We start from the raw sequence: 17,872 nt of genomic DNA, 5'->3' as shown, positions 1-17,872 counted from the left end.
GGCCGACCCGGCCACCACCGCGGCCATCCTGGCCACCGAAGAGGCCGGGAGGTCCTTCGCATGATCCTGCTGCTGTCCACGTCCGACACCGACCTGCTCAGCGCCCGAGCCGCCACCGGACCGGTCCCGTACCGGCTCGGCAACCCGGCCCGGCTGACCCCCGAGGACCTGCCCGCGCTGCTGGAGGGCACCGACCTGGTCGTGGTCCGCCTGCTCGGCGGTCGCCGCGCCTGGCAGGAGGGCCTGGACGCGCTGCTGGCCGGCCCCCGCCCGGTGGTCGTGCTGACCGGTGAGCAGGCCCCCGACGCCCAGCTGATGGAGCTCTCCACCGTCCCGGCCGGCATCGCCGCCGAGGCGCACGCCTACCTGGCCCACGGCGGCGCGGCCAACCTGGCCGAGCTCGGCGCCTTCCTCTCCGACACCGTGCTGCTCACCGGCCACGGCTTCGCCCCGCCCGCCTCCGCCCCGGCCTGGGGCCCGCTGGAGCGCGAAGCCCGTACGGAGAGCGGCCCGACCATCGCGGTGCTCTACTACCGCGCCCACCACATGAGCGGCAACACCGCCTTCGTGGAGACCCTCTGCCGGGCGATCGAGGACCAGGGCGCCCGGGCCAGGGCCTACTACTGCGCCTCGCTGCGCGGCGCCGAGCCCGAGCTGCTGGCCGCGCTCGGCGAGGCCGACGCGATCGTCACCACCGTGCTCGCCGCCGGCGGCACCCGCCCGGCCGACGCCCAGGCCGGCGGGGACGAGGAGGCCTGGGACGCCGGAGCGCTCGCCGCCCTCGACCGCCCGATCCTCCAGGCGCTCTGCCTCACCTGGTCGCGCGCCCAGTGGGAGGCCAGCGACGACGGCCTGTCCCCGCTGGACACCGCCACACAGATCGCCGTGCCCGAGTTCGACGGCCGGCTGATCAGCGTCCCGTTCTCCTTCAAGGAGCTGGACGAGGACGGCCTGACCGTCTACGCCGCCGACCCGGAGCGCGCCGCCCGCGTCGCCGGCACGGCCGTCAAGCACGCCCGGCTGCGGCACGTCCCGGCCGCCGAGCGCCGCCTCGCGCTGGTGCTGTCCGCCTACCCGACCAAGCACTCCCGGGTCGGCAACGCCGTCGGCCTGGACACCCCGGCCAGCGCGATGCGCCTGCTGGAGCGGCTGCGCGCGGACGGCATGGACCTCGGCTCCGACCTGCCCGGCTTCAACGCCCCCGCCGACGGCGGCGAGGACGCCTCCCACGAGGGCGACGCCCTGATCCACGCCCTGATCGCGGCCGGCGGCTACGACCAGGACTGGCTCACCGAGGACCAGCTGGCCCGCAACCCGGTCCGCATCCCCGCCGCCGACTACCGCCGCTGGTACGCCACCCTCCCCCAGGGCCTGCGCGAGCAGGTCGAGCAGCACTGGGGACCGGCCCCCGGCGAGCTGTACGTGGACCGCTCGCAGAACCCGGACGGCGACATCGTGCTCGCCGCGATCCGCTCCGGGAACCTGCTGGTGCTCATCCAGCCGCCGCGCGGCTTCGGCGAGAACCCGGTCGCGATCTACCACGACCCGGACCTCCCGCCGAGCCACCACTACCTGGCCGCCTACCGCTGGATCCAGGCCGCCCAGGAGGACGGCGGCTTCGGCGCCGACGCCGTCATCCACCTCGGCAAGCACGGCAACCTGGAGTGGCTGCCCGGCAAGACCGCCGCGCTGTCCGCCGAGTGCGGCCCGGACGCCGTCCTCGGCGACCTCCCGCTGATCTACCCCTTCCTGGTCAACGACCCGGGCGAGGGCACCCAGGCCAAGCGCCGCGCCCACGCCACCCTGGTCGACCACCTCGTCCCGCCGATGGCCCGCGCCGACTCCTACGGCGACATCGCGCGGCTGGAGCAGCTGCTCGACGAGCACTCCAACATCGCCGCGATGGACCCGGCCAAGCTGCCCGCGATCCGCGCCCAGATCTGGACCCTGATCCAGGCCGCCAAGCTGGACCACGACCTCGGCCTGGACGAGCGCCCCGAGGACGACGGCTTCGACGACTTCCTGCTGCACGTCGACGGCTGGCTGTGCGAGGTCAAGGACGCCCAGATCCGCGACGGCCTGCACGTCCTCGGCCAGGCCCCGGCCGGCACCGACCGGGTCAACATCGTGCTCGCCATCCTGCGCGCCCGGCAGATCTGGGGCGGCGTCAGCGCGCTGCCCGGCCTGCGCGAGGCACTCGGCCTGGACGAGGCGGCCCTCACCCTCGGCGCCACCGACGCGGCCGAGGCGCAGGCCCGCGCCCTGGTCGAGGCGATGGAGGCCCAGGACTGGGCGCCCGAGGCGGTGGAGAAGGTCGCCGCCGAACTGCCCGAGGGCGTCCGCGGGGCCGTCGGCGAGGTGCTGACCTTCGCCGCCACCCAGGTGGTGCCGCGACTGGCCGCCACCACCGACGAGCTGGACGCCGTGCTGCACGCGCTCCACGGCGGCTTCGTCCCGGCCGGCCCGTCCGGCTCGCCGCTGCGCGGCCTGGTCAACGTGCTGCCGACCGGCCGCAACTTCTACTCCGTCGACCCGAAGGCCGTCCCCAGCAAGCTCGCCTGGGAGACCGGCCAGGCGCTCGCCTCCTCCCTGGTCGAGCGGTACACCGCCGACAACGACGGCGCCTACCCGCCCTCGGTCGGACTCTCGCTCTGGGGCACCAGCGCGATGCGCACCGCCGGCGACGACATCGCCGAGGCCTTCGCCCTGCTCGGCGTCCGCCCGGTCTGGGACGACGCCTCGCGCCGGGTCACCGGCCTGGAGCCGATCCCGCTCGACGAGCTCGGCCGCCCGCGCATCGACGTCACGCTGCGCATCTCCGGCTTCTTCCGGGACGCCTTCCCGCACGTGGTCGCCCTGCTGGACGACGCGGTGCGCCTGGCCGCCGCCCAGGAGGAGCCCGAGGCCGACAACTTCGTGCGCGCCCACGTCCAGGCCGACCTCGCCGTGCACGGCGACGAGCGCAAGGCCACCGTCCGCGTCTTCGGCTCCCGCCCGGGCACCTACGGCGCGGGCCTGCTCCAGCTGATCGACAGCCGGGACTGGCGCACCGACGCCGACCTCGCCGAGGTCTACACCGTCTGGGGCGGCTACGCGTACGGCCGCGGCCTGGACGGGCGCCCGGCGCGCGAGGAGATGGAGACCGCGTACAAGCGGATCACCGTCGCCGCGAAGAACACCGACACCCGCGAGCACGACATCGCCGACTCGGACGACTACTTCCAGTACCACGGCGGCATGGTGGCCACCGTGCGCGCCCTCACCGGCAAGGCCCCGACCGCCTACATCGGCGACTCGACCCGCCCGGAGACGGTCCGCACCCGCACCCTGACCGAGGAGGCCGCCCGCGTCTTCCGCGCCCGGGTGGTCAACCCGCGCTGGATCGAGGCGATGCGGCGCCACGGCTACAAGGGCGCCTTCGAGATGGCCGCGACGGTCGACTACCTGTTCGGCTACGACGCCACCACGGGCGTGGTCGCGGACTGGATGTACGAGAAGCTCACCCAGGAGTACGTCCTCGACCCGGTCAACCGCGAGTTCCTGGCGGGCGCCAACCCGTGGGCGCTGCACGGCATCAGCGAGCGCCTGCTGGAGGCGGCGAGCCGCGGCCTGTGGGAGCAGCCGGACCCGCAGCTGATCGAGCAGCTGCAGGCCGCGTTCCTGGAGACCGAGGGCGACCTGGAGGGCGACGAGGGCTGACGCCCTCCGACCGTACGGCGGCCGGCCGCGCTCCCTCGGGGAGGGCGGCCGGCCGCGGTTCGGTCACGGGAATCCGTCCGCTTGTTCCAACGGCTCGTTCCAACGACCTGCACCGTTCCGAGGACCGGCGTCAACCACGCGTACCGCCATCTGGCACCGGCCGTCACCCGAGCGGACAATACGGGGCATGTCGCGCCGCACCGGCACCGCCGGCCCAGTCCCGAGCACGGCCCCGACCGACGCCCGGGAGCCGCACGCACCGCACCGCCACCGCTACCGGGCGCGGCTCGCCGCACTGGCGGCCGGAGCCGTACCGGTGGTCGCGTTCCCGACCCCCGGCCAGGCCTGGCTCGCCTGGGTCGCGCTCGTCCCCGGGCTGCTGCTCGCCCAACGGGCACCGTCGGGGCGGGAGGCGGCGGTGCGCGGGTGGTGGTTCGGGGCGGGCTTCATCCTCACCGCGATGTACTGGCTGGTCCCCTCCGTCGGACCGGCGCTGCCCGTACTCGCCGTGCTGTTCGGGGCCCTGCAGGCGCCGGTCGGGTACGCGGTGCACCGCCTGCTGCGCCCGCCGACGACCACCCGCCGGGCACTGCTCGCCCTGCTGGTCGTCCCCGCGGTCTGGGTGGGCACCGAGTACGCGCGGTCCTGGCACGCGCTCGGCGGACCGTGGGCACTGCTCGGCGCCACCCAGTGGCAGCACCCGGCGGTCCTCGGACTCGCCTCGGCGGGCGGGATCTGGCTGGTCAGCGCCGCGGTGGCGGCCGTCAACACCGGAGTACTGATCATCCTGACGGCGGTGCCCCGGCGGCCCCGGGCGGTCGCGGCGCTGGTCACCGTCCTGGTGCTGGCCGCCGGACCACTGCTGTTCGCGCTGCGCCCGGCACCGGTCGGGGCCGGGGCGGTCACCGTGGCGCTCGTCCAGCCCGGCGTCGTCGAGGACCCGCAGGCCCGCTTCGACGCGAGCGTCCGGGCCACCGCCGACCTGGTCGGGCGGCCGGTCGACCTGGTGGTGTGGGGCGAGAGCAGCACCACCGCCGACCTCGACCGCGACCCGGCCGCCCTGGACGCGCTGCGCCGGCTCGCCGCCACCACCGGCGCCGAGGTGATGGCCGGGGAGGACGCCCGCAAGGCGGACGGGCGGATCTCCAAGGACGCGGTGCTGGTCTCCCCCGCGGGGGTGGTCGACCGCTACCGGAAGATCCGGCTGGTGCCCTTCGGCGAGTACATCCCGCTGCGGCCCGTCCTCGGCTGGATCGCCGGGGTCAGCCGGGCCGCGGGCGAGAACCGGGCCCCCGGCACGGCCTTCCACGTACTGCCCGCCACCGACCGGGCGGGCCGGCCGCTGCCGGTCGGCGCGCTGATCTGCTTCGAGTCGGCCTTCCCGGACATGGCGCGCACCGCCGCCCGGGACGGCGCCCGGGTGCTGGTCTACCAGTCCTCCACCTCGACCTTCCAGCACACCTGGGCACCCGAACAGCACGTCTCGCTGGCCGCGATCCGGGCCGCCGAGACCGGGCGGCCCGCCGTCCAGGCCTCGCTGACCGGTGTCTCGGCCGCCTTCGACGCCCAGGGCCGGCAGCTCGCCCGGCTCGGCACCGACTCCACCGGCGCGCTGACCGTACGGCTGCCGCTCACCGCGCCCGGGACGCTGACCTGGTACGACCGGATCGGCGACGTGGTGCCGCTGGGCGCGCTGCTCGTCACGGCGGGCGCGGGAGCGGCCGACCTGCGTTCGCGCTCCGCCCGTCGGCGGACGGGAGGACCGGCCGTTCAGGGCCCCCCGCCGCCGTCCCCGGCCTCGCCGTCGGTGTAGACGCCGAACGGGGCGCCCTGGGCGTCGCGCAGGACGGCGATCCGCCGTCCCGGCATGGAATAGGCGGGCATCAGCACGTCCGCGCCCATCGCGACCGCCCGGCCGACGGTGTTGTCCACGTCGGCGACCGAGAAGTACGGCAGCCAGTGCGGCGCCACCTGCGGCGGGAAGCCGTCGTCCATCACCACCATGCCGCCGAAGTCCTGACCGTCCAGGCCCCACTGGGTGTAGTGCTCGGACGGCGCGACGGACCAGCCGAAGACCTCCGGGTAGAAGGCCCGCGCCCCGGCCGCGTCCCGGGTCGCCAGTTCCACCCAGCCCAGCGAGCCCGGCTCGTTGAACACCCCGGCGCCCGCGAAGGCCCGGGCCTGCCAGAGGATGAGGACGGCGCCGGACGGGTCGGCGACCACCGAGAAGCGGCCCAGGTCCGTCACGTCGGTGGGCTCCTTGCGGACCTTGCCGCCGGCCGCCTCGGCCCTCGCCGCGGTGGCGTCGGCGTCGGCGACCGCGATGGCGACCGTCCAGGCCACCGGCTGCTGCGGGGCGTAGCGCGGGGTGACGGCGGCGGCCGCGGCCTCGCCCAGGAACATCTGGGTGTAGCCGTCGTCCTCGGGGCGGACACCGCTCTCGGGGCGCCAGCCGAACAGTTCGGCGTAGAAGACCCGGGCGGCGGCCGGGTCGTCGGTGCCCAGCTCGACCCAGCAGGGGGCATCGGTGGTGACGGAGGTCTGCTTCATGGCTCTCGGCCCTTGACTCTCGGTTCTCGGCTCTCGGGGACGCTCGGGCTGTGTTGCGGCGCCTTGACCTGACTGGCCATCAAAGCTCTGCTCTCTCAGGAGACTTCGAGCACCACCTTGCCGCGCGTGTGCCCGGACTCGACCTCGGCGAGCGCCTCGCCGGCGCGGCCGAACGGGTAGCGGCCGGTGACCTGGGGGTCGAGGTCGCCGGCGGCGACCAGGGCGGCGAGGGCGGCCAGGGTTTCGGAGCTGGTCGAGCGGGTGACGTAAGCGCCGCCGAGCTCGGCGGCGGTGGCCGGGTCGGCGGTGCTGACCAGCTCGGTCCGGTCGGTCCGGACTCCGGCCACCGCCCGTAGGGCGTCGCCGCCGACCAGGTCGAGGATGCCGTCGACACCGTCGGGGGCGGCCTCGGCGATCCGCTCGGCGACGCCGTCGCCGTAGCGGATCTGCGTCGCGCCGAGGGACTCCACGTACGACCGGTTGGCATCGCTCGCGGTGCCGAGCACGACCAGGCCCCGACTGCGGGCGATCTGGGCAGCGGCACTGCCGACGCCGCCGGCGATCCCGAGGATCAGCAGCGTACGCCCGGCGCCGAGGGCGAGTTGGCGCAGCGCGTCATCGGCGGTGGCGACCGAGACGCCGAGCGTGGCGGCCAGGTCGAAGCCGACGCCCTCGGGCTTGAGGGCGCTCAACTCGGCCCGCAGCAGGGTCTGTTCGGCGAAGGCGCCGGCGGCGACGAGGCCGAACACCTCGTCGCCGGGGGTGAAGCCGGTGACCCCGGGACCGATCCGCTGCACCACTCCGGAGGCCTCCTGGCCCATCACGGCGGGGAGTTGGCGCTCGCGGCCGAGGAAGCCCCGGCGGATCTTCCAGTCCACGGGGTTGACCCCGGCGGCCCGAACGGTGACCGCCAGTTGCCCCGGGCCGGGGTCGAGCACCGGGCGGTCGAGGAACTCCTGCGTCTCCGGTCCGCCGTAGTCGATGAAGCCGAACGCCTTGGCCATCGGTGATCCCACTCCTCGGGTAGCGCCCTGCGGCACCTGCTCCCCCGCCCCAGCATGGGGGGCGCAGCGGGGCGGGGGCGGGCGCTGGTGGGCCGAACGGGGGCGGACGAACAAAAGACAGCTGACGGATGACAGATTTCAACATCTGTTATCCGTCAGCTGTCATCTGTTTTCTGTCATCTGTTAGCTGTCGGCTGTCGGCCGTTACCCGTCAGCCGCCACCTGCCGACCGTCAGCCCCGCACCGCCCGCATCACCGGGAGCCAGAGCTCCGCCTCCGCGTCGCCCGTCCCCGGGACGAAGCTGGTCCGGAGGATCTCCGGACCCGGCCGGGTCTCGTACGGGTTGGAGGGGAACCACTGGCTGTAGGTGTCCCCCCACATCTCCTGGAGGGCCTGCGGGAACGGCCCGCGGTTGGTGAACACCGCCCAGGTCCCGGCCGGGACGTGCAGGACGTCCAGGTCGTCCGGGACGACGGCGTCCTCACGCGCCACCACCGCGTGCCAGTAGTCGAGTTCGGAGCCCTCCTCCCGGTTGGGCGAGAAGTCGTCCGTCACCGACACGATGCCGAGCGGGTTCTTCGCCGTCAGGGCGGTGATCCGCTCGACGGTCTCCGCGCCCAACCCCCGGATGAACTCGGCGATGTGCGGGTTGACCCCCAGGTAGATCAGGGGGACCCGGGCCTTCTTCCCGACGATCCGGAAGTCCGGCTTCTCGACGATCCGGTACTCCATGCTGCTGCTTCCCTCCACGATGAGTCGGAAGGACATCCGGGGTTGGGAGATGAGCGCCGCACCCTCGCGCCGGGCCTCTCCGGGCCCGACCCCGTGCATCGCCCGGAACGCCCGGGCGAACGCCTCCCCCGAGGTGTAGCCGTAGCTGACCGCGATGTCGAGCAGCGTCCGCCCGCCGTCGAGGACCTCCGCCCCGGCGACGGTCAGCCGCCGGCGCCGTACGTATTCCGACAGCGGCATCCCGGCGAGCATCGAGAACAGCCGCCGGAAGTGGTACTCCGACGTCATCGCGATCCGCGCCAGTTCGGCCACGTCGATCTCCTGGTCCAGGCGCCGTTCGATGTGCTCCATCGCCCGGTTCAGGTGCTCCAGCACTGCCGCCCCGTCCTTCCCTTGCCGATCACCACCGTAGGAAGGACCCACCTTGCCGTACCCGACGATCGGTGCCCGCTCCGGTCGGGCACCGATCGCCGGGTGACCGGCCTCAGACCAGGCCCTGGGCCAGCATCGCGTCCGCGACCAGTTCGAAGCCCGCGATGTTCGCGCCCACCACGTAGTCGCCCGGGTGCCCGTAGCGCTCGGCGGTGGTGTGGCAGGAGTCGTGGATGTGCTTCATGATCCCGGCGAGCCGCTGCTCGGTGTGCTCGAAGGTCCAGGAGTCGCGGGAGGCGTTCTGCTGCATCTCCAGCGCGCTGGTCGCGACGCCGCCCGCGTTGGCCGCCTTGCCCGGCCCGAAGGCCACCCCGGCCTCCTGGAAGACCCGCACCGCCTCGGGGGTGGTGGGCATGTTGGCGCCCTCGGCGACGGCCAGCACCCCGTTGCGGACCAGGGCGAGCGCGTCGGCCTCGGTCAGCTCGTTCTGGGTGGCGCAGGGCAGCGCCACGTCGGCGGGCACGCTCCACACGCCCGGGCCCTCGACGAACCGCACGTGGCTGCCGCGCAGTTCGGCGTACTCGGAGATCCGTCCGCGCCGGACCTCCTTGACCTCCTTGAGCAGGTCGAGGTCGATGCCCTTCTCGTCCACCACGTAGCCGGAGGAGTCGGAGCAGGTCAGCACCGTCGCGCCGAGCTGCTGGGCCTTCTCGATCGCGTACACGGCCACGTTGCCGGAGCCGGAGACGAGCACCCGGCGCCCGTCCAGGCCGTCGCCGCGGCTGGCCAGCATCTCGGCGGTGAACAGGACGCAGCCGTAGCCGGTGGCCTCGGTGCGGACCTGCGCGCCGCCCCAGCCGAGGCCCTTGCCGGTCAGCACGCCGGCCTCGTAGCGGTTGGTGATCCGCTTGTACTGGCCGAACAGGTAGCCGATCTCCCGGCCGCCGACGCCGATGTCACCGGCCGGCACGTCGGTGTGCTCGCCGAGGTGCCGGTGCAGCTCGGTCATGAAGGACTGGCAGAACCGCATGATCTCGGCGTCCGAACGGCCCTTGGGGTCGAAGTCGGAGCCGCCCTTGCCGCCGCCGATCGCCAGCCCGGTGAGCGCGTTCTTGAAGATCTGCTCGAAGCCGAGGAACTTGACGATCCCGAGGTTCACCGAGGGGTGGAACCGCAGGCCGCCCTTGTACGGGCCGAGGGCGCTGCTGAACTCGACCCGGAAGCCGCGGTTGACGTGGATGTCGCCGGAGTCGTCCGTCCACGGCACCCGGAACATCAGCTGGCGCTCGGGTTCGCAGATCCGCTCGATGATCCGGGCGTCGAGGAGCTCGGGGCGGTGGGCGAGCACCGGGGCGAGGGTCTCCAGCACCTCGTGGACGGCCTGGTGGAACTCGGTCTCGCCCTTGTTGCGGCGGACCACGTCCGCGTAGAGCGATTCGATCGCGCGCTGCTCGGCGTCGAGGCGGGGCCGGTCGGCGGCGGGAGCGGCGGAGGCGGCGGAGGGAGTGGTGGCGCGGCTCGTGGGCATCTGATCAGGACCTTCCGTGGTCGTCGGTGGTCGTGCGCGAGGCGTTCCCGTGCCCAGGAAACGGGACGAAGTGTCGCAGTGTCCATGCCTCGGGTCCCGTCCCTTCCACATGCTGGACCGCCGTACGGGAACAGCGGGGGCGGGCGGGGTGTTGTTCGCCTCCGTAGTCGCCGCGGTCACCGGCAGTAAGCAGTTGTTCAAATTGGAACGACCGAGTACGGTCGACATCCGACCCGCCCTGATCCGTCCGGATCCGGAGCGGTTCACCCCGGTCCACCCCCGATCGACGGAGGCCCCACCATGCCTCAGCCCGGCTCCGCCACGGTGCGCTCGCACGTGCGCATCCCGCTGACCTTCCCGGACGGCTACCGCGCCGATGCGGAGGTCTCCACCTTCCACGGCCTCGCCGACGGCGCCGAACACCTCGCGCTCGCCCTCGGCACCGTCCCGGCCGGCGGAACCCCCCTGGTGCGGCTGCACTCCGAGTGCCTGACCGGCGACGTCTTCGGCTCGGACCGCTGCGACTGCGGCCCGCAGCTGCGCGAATCGGTGGAGCGGATCAGCGAGGCCGGCGGCTACCTGCTCTACCTCCGCCAGGAGGGCCGGGGCATCGGCCTCTACAACAAGCTGGACGCCTACGCCCTCCAGGACTCCGGCCTGGACACCTACGACGCCAACACCGCGCTGGGCCTGCCCGAGGACGGCCGGGACTACACCGCGGCCGCCCAGATGCTCACCGCGCTCGGCGTCGACGACGTCGACCTGCTGAGCAACAACCCGGACAAGGCCGCCCAGTTGGCCGGGCTCGGGATCACCGTCCGCCGTCGGGTGCCGACCGGCGTCCACCTGTCCGCGAGCAACGTCCGCTACCTGACCGCGAAGGTGGAGCGGACCGGGCACTCGATCGAGCTCTCCCGACTGGTCGGCTGACCACCGCGATCGGCGCGGGCGGGTCGGCACGGCCCGGACAGCCCGGACGGCGCGGTCGGGACGCTGCGAACCGGGCGGGGCAAACCGGACGGCGCGCCCCCGGGCCGGACGGGGCCGTCAGCCGACGCCGCCCCGCCCCCGGGCCCGCGCCGCCCGCAGCACCCCGTACGCCGCCAGCGGCAGCGCCACCAGTAGCGCGGCCCAGAAGGCGCCGTGCCCCCACCAGCCCGCGACCGCGCCGAACAGCCCCTCGAACACCGGGATCCGCAGCGCCTCCACCGGCCCCAGCGCCCCGGGCCACGCGCCCAGGAACAGGGTGCCGAGGATCCAACCGACCAGCAGCACCCGGGCGGTGACCAGCGTGCCCAGGGTGCTCAGCAACGACACCGCGGCCAGCAGGACGACGAACCCCGCCTGGTAGGCCGCACCGGTCTGCCCCGTGCCCCAGGACTCCGGCGTGCGGTGCGGGCCGGTGGCCGCGAGCCGCACCTCGACCGCCGCCCACAGCAGCAGGACCAGCACCCCGGTACCGGTGAGCGCGAACCGCAGCCGGTCCCAGGTGCCGGCCCGGCCCGGCCGCCACGCCCCGGCGGCCTCCGTCCCCGCCCTCGCGCCCGCTCCCGTCCCGGAACCCGTCCCGGAACCCGCCACCCGGGCGGCCCGCGCGGCCCGCCGGTCGAGGTCCCGCCAGGCCTCCCGCACCTGCCGCCGGGCCCGCTGGGCGGGCCTCAGCAGCCGGTTGGCCCCCCGTTCGATCAGCACCACGGCCACCACGACCGCCACCACCGCCGCGATCCCGGCCCAACTCCCCATCCCGCCCTCGAACATGACCACCCGCTCGGCCACCGGCCGCGGCGCCTCCACCGCCGTCATCGGCGGTCCGAGCCGCAGGTAGCCGATCGCGAGCGCGCCCACCCCGGCCAGCAGCGCCGTACCGAGGCCGACCGGGGCCGGGAAGAAGGCGAGCACGGCGGCCGCCACGAAGGCCGCCCCCAGCTTCCCGACCACCTGCTCGGCCGCCTGCCGCCCGGCGAGGTGCAGCGGCCCGCCGAACAGGTCCGGCGAGAGGTCGAGCCCGTGACCGGCCTCGACCGGGTAGCGCAGCACCGCTCCCGCCCACAGCAGCAGCCCGAGGCCCACCACCAGCAGGGCCACCGCCGCCACCCGGCGCGGCAGCATGGTGCGGGCGTACGGCCACCAGAGCCGCAGCCGGGCCGCCCGGTCCACCGGCGGCCGCCGGCGCCGCTCCCCCCACAGCCGCTCCGCCCAGAGCCGGGCCGCCCGCCCGGGCCGCGCACCGCCCTCCCGCAGCGCCCCCGGTTCCGGTTCGGGCCGCTCCGCCCGGCCCCGGCCGCGCCGCCGCACCGCCTCCGCGGCCACCAGCGCCGCCCGCCCCGCGACCTGGTCCGGGTCGGCGCCCACCGCCCGCCGCCGCAGCGCCGACCAGCGCCGCCGCACCACGTCCCGCGGGGTGGCCGCCGCCGGGTCGGGCGCCGGCCGCCGGGCCGCCGAGCGCGCCGCCGTACGGGCCCCGGCGCCGACCGTCAGCGCCCCGTCCACCACCGCCGACGCGACCAGCGCGGCCAGCTCCGACACCCGTACCGGCAGCGGCAACCGGTGCAGCGCGGCGGGCAGCGGGGACAGCCGGCCGAGCAGCCGGTACCGCTCCTCCGGACGGATGCTCAGCCAGACCGCCAGCCGGTGCGCCTCCTCCCGCTCCTCGGGGCTGAGGCCGCCGTCACCGCGCCGGCCGCCGCCGACCGTCCGGGCCGTGCGCTCCACCTCGGCGAGCACGTCCGGGAGCGCGGCGAGGGCGAGCAGCCGGGAGCAGTGCTCGCCGGAGCACTCGGGGTGGAAGCAGTGGTAGCGCGCGGCGACGGCCGGGGCACCGCCGCGGACCAGTTCGTCGATGAACGCGGCGCCGTCCGGCTCGGTGGCGACGCGTTCCAGCCCGGCCGGGTCGACCGGCCGGTCACGGTAGTGCGGGACGGCTCCCGGTGCGAAGGCGGCGCCGAGGGCGAGCACCGCGACGCCGGCCACCGCCTCGCGCCGGAAGCCGGGGGCGCGGACCACGTCGGTGAGGTAGTGGAGGTCGAACACGGAGTCCTTGACCTCGTCGCGCAGCCAGTCGCGCAGCCGCTCCGCCCCGACCGCCGCGAGCCAGCGCGCCGCCGCACCGGAGTTGCGCAGCAGCACCTCGGTGAGCCGGACCGGGTCGGTGAACGGGTCGCCCAGGAAGGTGATCGGCCGCAGGGCCTGCGGACGGCGCCGGATCACCGCCGGGCTGCCGCCGGCCAACCAGCTGCGGACCTCCGCAGCAGTCCAGCGGTCCTCCGGCTTCTTGGTGAACAGGCCCTGGAGTAGGAGCAGTTGACGCCGGTCGGAGACGGCGGAGAGGTCCACCTCCTCGCCCATGACGAGTTCCAGCTCCAGGTCGTGGTCGGCCGCCCGCTCGCCGTCCGCCCCGACGAACCGGGGCCGGCCGACGAACAGTTCGTACAGCACGTTGCCGAGCCCCCACCAGGGCCCGGCCTCGTGGTTCTTGCCGGCCAGCTGCTCGGGGGCCATGTAGGCGACGGTGACCATCATCGTGGAGGTGAACCGGCGGCTGTCGGTGAGCCGGTCGACGCCGCCGAAGTCGGCGATCACGAACTCCCCGGGGCCGCGGCCGGGGCGCACCAGGATGTTGACCGGCTTGAAGTCCAGCGGGTTGCGCTGGATCCGCCGCTGCCAGAACTCCAGCAGCGAGACCAGCTCGTAGACGATCTGCTCGGTGGTCCGCGGGTCGGCGTGGGCACCGCCGCGGCGCAGCGCGGCGACGTGCGCGGAGAGGGTGACGGGCAGGTACTCCATCGCCACCCAGTCGACCGGCACGCCGTGGTGGCGGACCCGCCCGTAGTCGATCAGGTGCGGGACGTGCCGGCGGAAGCCGTCGTTGCGCAGGTGGGCGAGCAGGTCGTGGTCCATCCGCTGGCCGCCGACGGCCACCTTGACCGCGGCGTCGGCGCCGCCGTCGGTGCGCCGGACGTACCAGACGGTGCCCTCCGCGCCGGCGCCCGCCCTGCCCAGCGGGGTGAAGCGGTCCAGCAAGGCCTCGGGGAAGTCGTCCTCGAAGGGGCCGCCCGTGGGCGCGGGCCCGGCCGCGGGTGCGGGTGCGGGTCCGCCGCCCGGCGCGGGCCCCGGGCCGATGTTGTCCTGCCAGGACGGGCCGCCGGCCGCGGAGCGCGGTCGGCGCACCTCGGTGGCGGCCTCCGGGTCGTGGCGGGGCCCGGGCGTCCGCCGGGTGGCGGCCTCCGGATCGTGGCGGACCTCCTCCGCGGCCCGGTCCCGGGCTCCGCCCCGCCCGCGCCGCGGGTCCCACGACCCCCGGAACCGGGTGCCCCGCTCCCGGGAGCCCCAGTCGACCCTGGTCCGCGGCGACTCCTCCGGCCGCCCCCGGCGCCCGTCCCCCTCGCCCGGACCGCCCGGACCGTCCGGACCGGAGCCCTCCGTTGCGCCCATCACGGCGTACCCCTCCCCCGATCCCCGGGGCCGGTGCGGAGGCGTTGACCACGGGCGCACCGGTGCCGGGTGGTGATTTTGACGCGCCATCATCCCGCATACCGGGCAGGGCCGCAGGGCGCTTTCCGGATCGGTTCCGAGACGGTTCCGGAACCCGTGCGCGCGGAGGTGGGAGCCGAGCCGGGAGCTGCCGGGCCCACCCCTCCCCGGGCGGGTTCACCCCTCCCCGGGCGGGTTCACCCCTCCTCTACCGGGCGCCCCTCCGGCTCCTCGACGATCCGGCGGGCGATCTCCTCGGGCCGCACCGGGCGGCCGAAGTGCCAGCCCTGCGCCCAGTCGCAGCCCATCCCGCGCAGCCGCTCGGCGTCCTTGCGGGTCTCCACGCCCTCGGCGGTGACGTTCAGGCCGAGTGTGTGCGCCATCGACACCAGGCCGCTGACGATGCGCCACCCGGTGGCGCCGTCCTTCGCCGGGTCGTGCAGGTCGCCGACGAAGGACCCGGCGATCTTGAGCCCGGAGACCGGCAGGTCGCGCAGGTAGGAGAGGTTGGACCAGCCGGTGCCGAAGTCGTCCACCGCCAGCGACACCCCGAGATCGACCAGCCCGTGCAGGGTACGCAGCGCCTCGTCCTCGGGGCCGACCACCGTCGACTCGGTGATCTCCAGCTGCAGCCGGGCCGGGTCGAGTCCGGTGCCGTCCAGGATCCGGCCGAGGTCGGTGACCAGCGCGGCGCTGCGCGCCTGCCGCACCGCCAAGTTGACGTTCAGCTGCGGCGCGGCGTCGCCGTAGTGCTTGATCCAGTCCGCGGCCTGGCCGCAGGCCTGCTCCAGCACCCAGCGGCCGAGCGGCATGATCAGCCCGGTCTCCTCGGCGGTGGTGACGAACTCGTCCGGGCCGAGCACCCCGAGCTGCGGGTGGCGCCAGCGCACCAGCGCCTCCACGGCGGCCATCCGGCCGTCGGCGAGGCGGTAGAGCGGCTGGTAGTCGATGAAGAACTCGCCGCGGTCGAGGGCGGCCGGCATCCGCACCGAGACCGCGTAGCGGCTGACCGCGCGGGCGTTCTCCTTGGGGTCGAACAGCGTCCAGCGGCCGCGGCCGGCCTCCTTGGCGCGGTACAGCGTCAGGTCGGCGGCCCGGACGGCGGCGCCGGGGGTGGTGGTGGAGACCCTCCGCTCCAGCACGCCGACGCTGGCGCCGACGGCGAGCTTGTGGTCACCGATGAGCACCGGCCCGGCCAGGGCCTTGAGCACGGTCTTGGCGGCGGCCACCGCCTCCTGCTCGCCGCGGCAGTTCTCCAGCAGCACCACGAACTCGTCGCCGCCGAGCCGGGCGACCAGGTGGCCGAGCGGGGTGAGGGCGGCCTTGAGGCGGGCGGCGACGGCGGACAGCAGCTGGTCGCCCATGTCGTGGCCGAGGCTGTCGTTGACCACCTTGAAGCCGTCGAGGTCGACGTAGCAGAGGCCGAAGCGGGCGCCCGGCTCCGGCTCGTCGAAGACCTTCTCCAACCGCTCGAAGAAGGCGGCGCGGTTGGGCAGGCCGGTGAGCGGGTCGTGGGTGGCCTGGTGGCGCAGCCGCTCCTGGAGCCGGTAGCGGTCGGTGACGTCCTCCAGCATCGCGACCTGGTACTGCGGGACCCCGTCGTCGTCACGGATCAGCGAGACCGTCAGGTGGGTCCAGACCACCTCGCCGTCCTGCCGGTAGTACGGCTTGTCGAACTGGAAGTACTCCCGCTTGCCGCTGATCAGCTCCTCGTACGCCTCCCAGACGCCCGGGGTGTCCTCGGGGTGGACGAGGTCGTCGACCCGGCGCCCGACCATGTCCCCCGGCCCGGCGCCGAACAGCTCCTGCACGGCCTTGTTGACCGCGAGGATGGTGCCGTCGGTGTCACCGATCGCGATGCCGATCGCGGCGCTCTCGAACAGGGCGCGGAAGCGGGCCTCGGAGGCGCGCAGCGCGCGTTCGGCCTCCTTGCGGGCGGCGTCGGCGGCGGTGCGGATGGCCTCCTGCTCGCGCAGCGTGCGCTCGCGCAGGGCGTTCGCCCAGCCCGCCGCGAAGGCGCCGGTGAGGGCGGGGCCGCGGCCGTCGTGGAGCGGCTGGGCCTGGAGCAGTTCGACGGCGCGGGCGAGCAGCACCGGGTCGGTGAAGTGCCCGTCGACCAGTTCGGCACCGGCCCGGGAGGCCAGCCGGGGCTCGAAGGGGTCGTTCTGCTGGGCCCGGTGCAGCAGCGCGGCGGTGCGCGCGACCAGCCGGCCGAGCAGGCCGGGGTGGACGGCGATGCCGTGGTCGGCGGAGAGCAGCCGGGACCAGTCCTCGTGGAACCGCTCCGCGTCGCCGCCCGGCGGGGTCGCGCCGCTCACCGGAGCGTCCCGACGGCGCTGCCCGTCGCGGCGGAGGCCGGGGCGTCGGGGGTCACAGCGGCGGGGCTCACGGCGGCGCTGGGCAGGGCCGGGCGTCCGGCGGCCGCCGCACGGGGCGTGCGGGCGTCGGCTGCTCTCCCGGCGCGACCGCTCAAGGGCGGAACCCCACGCCCGCCACCCCGGCGATCCGCTCGGGGTGCTCGCCGACCGTGCCCGGCTGGTCGGGGCGCCACTGCGGCAGGTGCACCACGCCCGGTTCGACCAGCTCGAAGCCGTCGAACATCGCGGTGACCTGGTCGCGGGTGCGCATGGTCAGCGGGGTCGGGGTCATCCGGTAGAGCTTCTGGTGGTCCTCGGCCTGGTCCGGGCGGGCCTCCAGGGAGGCGTGCGAGAGGACCAGCGCGCTGCCGGCGGGGAGGCGGTCGCGGACCGCGGCGATCAGCTTCCAGGGGTCCTCGTCGTCGCTGACGAAGTGGGCGACGGCCACCAGCAGGACGGCCACCGGCTCGTCGCCGGCCAGCAGGGCGGACACCTCGGGGCGGTCCAGCAGGTCCTCGATGTCGCGCAGGTCGGCCTGGACGACGGCGCTGTGCGGGTCCTCCTCCAGCAGCAGGCGGCTGTGGGCGACGGCGACCGGGTCGCGGTCGACGTAGACCACCTCGGCCCCCGGGCGGATCGCCCGGGCGATCTCGTGCACGGCGCCGAAGGTCGGGATGCCGGAGCCGATGTCCAGGAAGCGGCTGATGCCCTGCTCGGCGAGGAAGGCCACGGCGCGGCGCAGGAAGGCCCGGTTGGAGCGCATGATCTGGGGCAGTTCGGGCCACAGGGCCATCGCCCGGCGGGCCATCTCCCGGTCGACCTCGAAGTTGTGGGAGCCCCCGAGGTAGTAGTCGTAGACCCGCGCGGCGTTCGGTTTGTCCAGGTCCATACCTTCCGGTACCCAGCTCGGTCGCCGCATGCCTGTGACTCCTTCACTCCGGATCCGGGGGCGCAGCGCCGGGAGGTGCTGCCGTGACTGATGAGACTACAAGCACACAAGATCCTCCCTTGCACCCCGAACGGGTGCAAGCGGACTGCACCCTTCCTCGCGGACGGCGCTCTCCCTAGTGTCCTGAGTCCTTGATCCGTCGGATGTATCCAGCGAGGGATTCGAGGATCTGGTCAGCGGTTTTGGTCCAGACGTAGGGCCGGGGGTCGG

Annotated in this window: 10 protein-coding genes; 3 read left to right on the top strand and 7 right to left on the bottom strand. The window is 74.7% G+C overall.

Annotated elements, in window-relative coordinates; all coding sequences use genetic code 11:
- Positions 1-60: 60 nt before the first annotated feature.
- The gene (gene cobN, locus ACFY2K_RS29145; RefSeq protein WP_387715383.1) at positions 61-3,699 is read left to right on the top strand and encodes a cobaltochelatase subunit CobN; all 3,639 of its coding nucleotides are present in this window, start codon (positions 61-63) and stop codon (positions 3,697-3,699) included.
- A gap of 187 nt (positions 3,700-3,886) precedes the next feature.
- On the top strand, positions 3,887-5,512 hold the full coding sequence (gene lnt, locus ACFY2K_RS29140; protein WP_380594352.1) for an apolipoprotein N-acyltransferase: 1,626 nt from the start codon (positions 3,887-3,889) through the stop codon (positions 5,510-5,512).
- On the opposite strand, the gene ACFY2K_RS29135 is transcribed toward lnt, so the two are convergent.
- The 4 genes from ACFY2K_RS29135 to gdhA all read right to left on the bottom strand — a co-directional run bounded on the left by ACFY2K_RS29135 (position 5,470) and on the right by gdhA (position 9,886).
- Positions 5,470-6,249, bottom strand: coding sequence for a VOC family protein (locus ACFY2K_RS29135; RefSeq protein ID WP_387715379.1), 780 nt, complete (start codon positions 6,247-6,249; stop codon positions 5,470-5,472). The genes lnt and ACFY2K_RS29135 overlap by 43 nt on opposite strands.
- Positions 6,250-6,344: 95 nt before the next feature.
- Positions 6,345-7,253: an NADP-dependent oxidoreductase gene (locus tag ACFY2K_RS29130; RefSeq protein WP_387715376.1), complete on the bottom strand. Its 909-nt coding sequence runs from the start codon at positions 7,251-7,253 to the stop codon at positions 6,345-6,347.
- 232 nt (positions 7,254-7,485) lie between these two features.
- Positions 7,486-8,361, bottom strand: a complete 876-nt coding sequence (locus ACFY2K_RS29125) for a GyrI-like domain-containing protein (RefSeq protein WP_387715373.1) — start codon at positions 8,359-8,361, stop codon at positions 7,486-7,488.
- Positions 8,362-8,470: 109 nt separating this feature from the next.
- Complete coding sequence (gene gdhA / locus ACFY2K_RS29120; RefSeq protein ID WP_380641934.1) at positions 8,471-9,886, bottom strand: NADP-specific glutamate dehydrogenase; 1,416 nt, start codon at positions 9,884-9,886, stop codon at positions 8,471-8,473.
- A gap of 300 nt (positions 9,887-10,186) precedes the next feature.
- Between gdhA and ribA the strand changes: the two genes are divergently transcribed.
- A complete protein-coding gene (ribA, locus tag ACFY2K_RS29115; protein WP_380522589.1) occupies positions 10,187-10,816 on the top strand; it encodes a GTP cyclohydrolase II in 630 nt (209 codons plus the stop codon).
- Positions 10,817-10,933: 117 nt separating this feature from the next.
- On the opposite strand, the gene ACFY2K_RS29110 is transcribed toward ribA, so the two are convergent.
- The 3 genes from ACFY2K_RS29110 to ACFY2K_RS29100 all read right to left on the bottom strand — a co-directional run bounded on the left by ACFY2K_RS29110 (position 10,934) and on the right by ACFY2K_RS29100 (position 17,632).
- The gene (locus ACFY2K_RS29110; protein WP_387715369.1) at positions 10,934-14,317 is read right to left on the bottom strand and encodes a hypothetical protein; all 3,384 of its coding nucleotides are present in this window, start codon (positions 14,315-14,317) and stop codon (positions 10,934-10,936) included.
- A 236-nt stretch (positions 14,318-14,553) separates the two neighbouring features.
- Positions 14,554-16,674 (bottom strand): putative bifunctional diguanylate cyclase/phosphodiesterase, encoded by a 2,121-nt coding sequence (locus ACFY2K_RS29105; protein ID WP_375885004.1) that lies wholly within the window; start codon positions 16,672-16,674, stop codon positions 14,554-14,556.
- Between the two features lie 151 nt (positions 16,675-16,825).
- Entirely contained in the window at positions 16,826-17,632 is an 807-nt protein-coding gene (locus ACFY2K_RS29100) for an SAM-dependent methyltransferase (RefSeq protein ID WP_375885001.1), read from the bottom strand.
- Positions 17,633-17,872 lie beyond the last annotated feature (240 nt).

Origin of the sequence: Kitasatospora sp. NPDC001309, assembly GCF_042896295.1 — a bacterium.
In the GTDB taxonomy this organism is placed as follows: Bacteria; Actinomycetota; Actinomycetes; order Streptomycetales; family Streptomycetaceae; genus Kitasatospora.
The sequence above is the reverse complement of the archived record's forward strand: the minus strand, read 5'-3'. Positions and strand labels throughout refer to the sequence as shown.

What these genes read in the sequence shown, in the direction of transcription:
- cobN (WP_387715383.1), top strand. Translation starts at nt 61, where the DNA reads ATGATCCTGCTGCTGTCCACGTCCGACACCGACCTGCTCAGCGCCCGA.
- lnt (WP_380594352.1), top strand. Translation starts at nt 3,887, where the DNA reads ATGTCGCGCCGCACCGGCACCGCCGGCCCAGTCCCGAGCACGGCCCCG.
- ACFY2K_RS29135 (WP_387715379.1), bottom strand. Translation starts at nt 6,249, where the DNA reads ATGAAGCAGACCTCCGTCACCACCGATGCCCCCTGCTGGGTCGAGCTG.
- ACFY2K_RS29130 (WP_387715376.1), bottom strand. Translation starts at nt 7,253, where the DNA reads ATGGCCAAGGCGTTCGGCTTCATCGACTACGGCGGACCGGAGACGCAG.
- gdhA (WP_380641934.1), bottom strand. Translation starts at nt 9,886, where the DNA reads ATGCCCACGAGCCGCGCCACCACTCCCTCCGCCGCCTCCGCCGCTCCC.
- ribA (WP_380522589.1), top strand. Translation starts at nt 10,187, where the DNA reads ATGCCTCAGCCCGGCTCCGCCACGGTGCGCTCGCACGTGCGCATCCCG.
- ACFY2K_RS29110 (WP_387715369.1), bottom strand. Translation starts at nt 14,317, where the DNA reads ATGGGCGCAACGGAGGGCTCCGGTCCGGACGGTCCGGGCGGTCCGGGC.
- ACFY2K_RS29100 (WP_375885001.1), bottom strand. Translation starts at nt 17,632, where the DNA reads ATGCGGCGACCGAGCTGGGTACCGGAAGGTATGGACCTGGACAAACCG.